Genomic DNA, 4742 nt, shown 5'->3' with positions numbered 1-4742 from the left:
CCGTCCCCCCGGCCCCCCCCGATCCGCTGTTCCCGCTGAGCGGCAACGGCGGCTACACCGTCCTGCGCACCACGCTCGACCTCCAATGGCAGGCCCCGCGCACCGCGTTCCCCGCGGTCGCCACCGTCGACATGGTCGCGGACAAGTCCCTCTCGCGCTTCAACCTCGACTTCGCCGGAAACACCCTCGGCCGCGTGCTGGTCGACGACCGGCCGGCCGAGGCGCTGCGCGAGGGCGACGAGTTGGTGGTCACCCCGTCCGAAACCCTGCGCCGCGGCCGGGTCTTCCGGGTCCGTGTCGAGTACACCGCCGACCCGACGCTCATGCGGCACCGCGAGGACGCGATCGAGGACTACGGCTGGATCCCCACCCCCGACGGCACCGTGGTCTACCCGCAGCCGAACGGCTCCCAACTCCTCTTCCCCGCCAACGACCACCCCAGCGTGCGCAGCCCCATGGTGATCCGGATCAGCGCGCCGGACGACGTGCAGGCGGTCGCCGCGGGCGCGCTGACCGAGCGCGTGCCCGACGGGCCGGGCCGCACGCGCTGGACGTACGACAACCCTGTCCCGGTCGCGGGCCAGCTCGTGCAATTTGCGGTGGGCCGCTACGAGATCCTGGAGTCGCGGGGCCCCGGCGGGGTGCGGCTGCGCGACGCGGTACCGCCCGGCCTGGTCGACGCGACGGCGGCGACCCGGGCGCTGACGCCGGGGCACTTGGACTGGCTGACGGCGCGGCTGGGGGCGTACCCCTTCGACACCTACGGGCTGCTGGTCGCGGACACCGACCTCGCGGTGGCACTGGAGACGCAGACTCTGTCGCTGGTGCCCGGTGCCGAGCTGACCGGCGACCGGGTGGCGGCGGAGCGGACCATGGTGCACGAGCTCGCGCACCACTGGTTCGGCGACAACGTGGGCATCGCGCGGTGGTCGGACCTCTGGCTGAGCGAGGGCCACGCGCGGTTCTACGAGCGGCAGTACTCCGAGGAGCACGGCGGCGACCGCTTCGAGGACCGGATGCGCGACGCGTACCGCCAACACGACATCTGGCGGCGGGACTTCGGCGCCCCCGCGGCGCCGACCGAGCCCGCGCTGTTCAAGCGGATGCGCTACGACGGCGCGGCGCTCGTGCTGTACGCGCTGCGCGAGGAGGTCGGCGAGACCGTCTTCGCCGACATCGAGCGCGATTTCCTGACCTGGTTCCAGGGGCGCAGCGCGAGCACCCGGGACTTCGTCGACATCGCCTCGGTCACCGCGGGCCGCGACCTGGCGCCGTTCCTGGAGGCGTGGCTGTACGGGACGACCACGCCTCCGATGCCGAACCACCCGGACTGGACCACCGACCCGCTACCCCCGGCCGGCCCCGCCGCCGCGCCGCTCGCCGGAGACCCGGCGGGCGCCTGACGGCTTGTAGACGGACAGGAACGTCGCGACCACGAGCGCGGTGATCTGCACGCCCACGCCGCCGAGTTGCAGCCACTGGTAGGTCGCGATCCCGGACGCGTCCGCACCCGGCGCGCTCCGGTCCTCCAGCACGCGGACCCACTCCGACACCGCGCCCGCGCCGATCGCGATGACCAGGAACAGCAGCACGATCTTGACCTTGATCCACAGGTGCTTCCACAACCCCCACGGGGTCCGCAGGCACAGCACGACGCCGGACACCAGGGAGAGGGCGGCGAGCGGGATCCCGGCGGCGTAGACGAGGCTGTGCATCGTCTCGTACGTGAAGTGCCGCACGGCGTCGTCGCCGGTGTTGCGGGCCATCAGCGCCAGCACGATCATGACGAGTTCGACGCCGACCAGGCCGACCGCGAAGACGACGTGCGCGGAGTTGACCGCGCGGCGCACGCCGCGCGGGAACTGCCCGGACCTGCGCCGGGCGGCCTTTGCCGCCCTGGTGCCGGCGGTCGGCGCGTCCGGCCCGCTCCCGGAGTGCGGGCCGTGCTCGGCGCCGGGCGCCGAGGGCTGCGCCGAACGCCGCGGTGCCGAGGGTGTCGAGACGGTGCTCACGGTTCCTCCTGGGGACGTCTGCTTCCTACGTCCTCAAGGCTTCCGCTCCGGCGCCGCGGAAACGTCCGGCACCGGAAGGCACTCGCCATGCTCTCGCCGCAGGCGGGCGCGGTCGTGGCGGTAGGCGGGACTACTCCCCCGGGAGTACTCGGCTCACCGCCCCGCGGCCGCCCGCCACCCGGGGTCGCGGCCGGACAGGGCCAGCGCCCGGTCGAGGGCCGGGGCGCCGTCCGGCACCGGCACGGGGTCGGCGAAGCCCTTGTACTCGCGGTAGGTCTCGGCGTACTCCTCGACCACCGCCAACACGGTCTCGGCGGTCGCCGGGGCGCACCGGAGCTCCTGGCCGGTGGCCTTGGCGACGTCCCAGCCGTGCACCACGAGTTCCTTGACGATCATCTTCGCGACCTCGGGCGCGGGCATCGCGAAGCCGTCGCCGAGCGGGATCTCGCCCTCCCAGGCGGCGGGGTCGGACCACGCCGCGACCGCGCGGTCCAGTTGCGCGGCGTACGCCTCGGCCCAATCGGGCTCGGCGGTGAAGTCGCGGTCGAGCCACGCCGCCGGAAGGGGCTCGCGCAGCGCGCGCTTCTCCAGGCCATACGCCGTGTAGAGGATCCAGTGGTTCAGCAGGGCGCGGGTGTCCATCTCCGCGCAGGGGGTGGCGCCGTCCAGCAGAGCGGGGTCCACACCGCGGGCGATCCGGGCCGCCTCCGCGGCACTTGCAGAGAGGTGTTCGTGCAGTTCCATGGCCTCAACATAGGAAGAACGCGGACGCCTGATCTTGAACAAACGCGACAGCTACCCTGAGCGCATGACCGAAGGGACGAAGCCCGAGGACATGGGGCGCGGAGTCCTGTACCCGGAGCTGATGGCCACCAAGATCCGACTCGACCGGCACGAGCCGAGCGCGGCCGTGGCGCGCTTCGTCGAGTACTACTGGGTCGTCGCCTGGGACCTGCGCGGCAAGGCGTCGCACGAGTCCAAGACGCTGTCCCACCCCAATGTGCACCTGGTGTTCGAGGAACCGCACCCGGCGGTCTACGGCATCGTGCGCGGGCCGTTCCTGCGGCGCATCAGCGGACGCGGCCACGTACTGGGCGTACGGTTCCGCCCGGGCTCCTTCCGGGCCCTGACCGACGGACCTGTAGCCGACCTGGTCGACCGCGTGGTCCCGGCGACGGACCTCTTCGACGACGGCGTGCTGGCCGCCCAGCAGGCGGTCCTCGCCACCGACGACGACGCCGAAATGGTGGCCGCCGCCGAGGACTTCCTGCTGGCCCGGCTCCCCGAGCCGGACCCGGTCGCGGACACCGTGGCCGACATGGTCGCCCGCATCACGGCGGAACCGTCCCTGGTGCGCGTGGACGAGGTGGCCGACCTGCTGGGCGTGCCGATGCGGCGGCTCCAGCGCCTCTTCGCCGAGTACGTCGGGGCGTCCCCGAAGTGGGTGCTCCGCCGCGCCCGGCTCCACGAGGCCGCCGAACGCGCCAAGCAGGGCACCCGCGTCGACTGGGCGGCCCTCGCGGTCGATCTCGGCTACTCCGACCAGTCGCACCTGACCCGCGACTTCACCGCGGCGGTCGGCGAACCCCCGGCGGCGTACGCGAAGTCCTGACGGGCGGCGCGGCCTTGGCGCCCCAGGTGTGCAGCCAGTCGGTCAGCGCGGTCGCGAACTCGGCATCCATGTGCGCGCGGGCGGCGAGGACCTGGGACAGGGCCTCGGCCTTCGCGGGGTCGTGCGGTGCCTGCTCCAGGGCGGTGAGGGCGGCGTCCCCGGCGGTGCCGCAGCGGCGGGACGTCCGGCGTACCAGCGCCCGCAGCGCGCCCCACGCGGCCGGGCCGTCGTCGCCCCCGGAACCCGTGACGATGGCGCCGAGCAAAGCCGCCGATATCGGTTCCACCTCGTACCCCCTGCACCCGTCGCTTGCCCGCCTGATCAACAGGTCCCACGCTACGGTGCACCCGCCCCCGGCGGGAGCGTGTTACGGCCACTGGGCCGCCCCGGGCCGGAAGCCGGCAGGTCGACACGGCTGCCCGAAGCACCCCGAGACTCACCCGGCACCGGCGGCGGCACCAGCTGCGACGGCCCGCTCACGCGCCGTTTGGCCCGCCGTTCCGCCCTCGGCCTCCTGATCGGCCCACAACGACCGGATGTGGCCCAGGTGCACGCGCATCGCGGCCTCCACACGGGCCGCGTCGCCCGCAATGACAAGGTCGAGGATCTGCTCGTGCTCGCGGGCCGAGGACACCAGTTCGCCGCGCGCGGCCAGTTGGTCGAGGCCGTAAAGCCGGGAGCGCTTGCGCAGGTCGTCGACGACGTCCACCAGGTGCCGGTTGGCCGCAAGGGCCAGCAGCCCGACGTGGAACCGCCGGTCGGCCGCCCGGGGGCGGCAACTGTGTGGCGCCGGCCCAAACGACCTGGGCCGCCTGCCGCCTCCCCTCCCGTCCCGGCCGCGTCGGGCGAGGGGGTAGCGTGACGGCCACCGTCCGAATTCCGGGTATATCGCGCGCGCACCGCACACGGCACGCCGCGCGGTTCACCGCGCCAACGCGGCACTGCACTGCCCGGGCCGTGCCCGGCCGCCGACCCGGCACGGCACGCCACCACCGACTGGAGGACCCTGTGACCCAGGACCCGTCCCGGCCCGCCGAGCCCGCGCCGGCCGACCGCTTCCACACCGGCAGCCACGATCTGCCGGTCTCGGACGCGCTGGCGGCGTTCATGAGCGGTGG

At 73.7% G+C, this 4742-nt stretch carries 6 protein-coding genes; 2 read left to right on the top strand and 4 right to left on the bottom strand.

All coding sequences use genetic code 11. The annotated features are described in order from the left end of the window. On the top strand, positions 1-1403 hold a 1403-nt coding region (locus ACRX5S_RS26450; RefSeq protein WP_436775588.1), incomplete at its 5' end, for a M1 family metallopeptidase. On the opposite strand, the gene ACRX5S_RS26445 is transcribed toward ACRX5S_RS26450, so the two are convergent. Both ACRX5S_RS26445 and ACRX5S_RS26440 read right to left on the bottom strand, forming a co-directional pair. Next, on the bottom strand, positions 1347-2012 hold the full coding sequence (locus ACRX5S_RS26445) for a hypothetical protein (protein ID WP_436775587.1): 666 nt from the start codon (positions 2010-2012) through the stop codon (positions 1347-1349). The genes ACRX5S_RS26450 and ACRX5S_RS26445 overlap by 57 nt on opposite strands. 153 nt (positions 2013-2165) lie before the next feature. Beyond that, positions 2166-2756, bottom strand: coding sequence for a TIGR03086 family metal-binding protein (locus tag ACRX5S_RS26440; protein ID WP_436775586.1), 591 nt, complete (start codon positions 2754-2756; stop codon positions 2166-2168). Positions 2757-2820: 64 nt separating this feature from the next. On the opposite strand from ACRX5S_RS26440, the gene ACRX5S_RS26435 reads away from it, so the two are divergent. Then, the gene (locus tag ACRX5S_RS26435) at positions 2821-3624 is read left to right on the top strand and encodes an AraC family transcriptional regulator (RefSeq protein WP_436775585.1); all 804 of its coding nucleotides are present in this window, start codon (positions 2821-2823) and stop codon (positions 3622-3624) included. Here ACRX5S_RS26435 and ACRX5S_RS26430 read toward each other — a convergent pair. Together ACRX5S_RS26430 and ACRX5S_RS26425 are read right to left on the bottom strand one after the other, a co-directional pair. Then, positions 3578-3910 (bottom strand): hypothetical protein, encoded by a 333-nt coding sequence (locus tag ACRX5S_RS26430; RefSeq protein WP_436775584.1) that lies wholly within the window; start codon positions 3908-3910, stop codon positions 3578-3580. The two genes, ACRX5S_RS26435 and ACRX5S_RS26430, sit on opposite strands and share 47 nt — an antisense overlap. Positions 3911-4060: 150 nt before the next feature. Continuing rightward, positions 4061-4531, bottom strand: a complete 471-nt coding sequence (locus ACRX5S_RS26425; RefSeq protein ID WP_436775583.1) for an FCD domain-containing protein — start codon at positions 4529-4531, stop codon at positions 4061-4063. Positions 4532-4742: the final 211 nt, after the last annotated feature.

It is taken from the genome of Yinghuangia sp. YIM S09857, from assembly GCF_051388915.1.
Lineage (GTDB): Bacteria > Actinomycetota > Actinomycetes > Streptomycetales > Streptomycetaceae > Yinghuangia.
The sequence above is the reverse complement of the archived record's forward strand: the minus strand, read 5'-3'. Positions and strand labels throughout refer to the sequence as shown.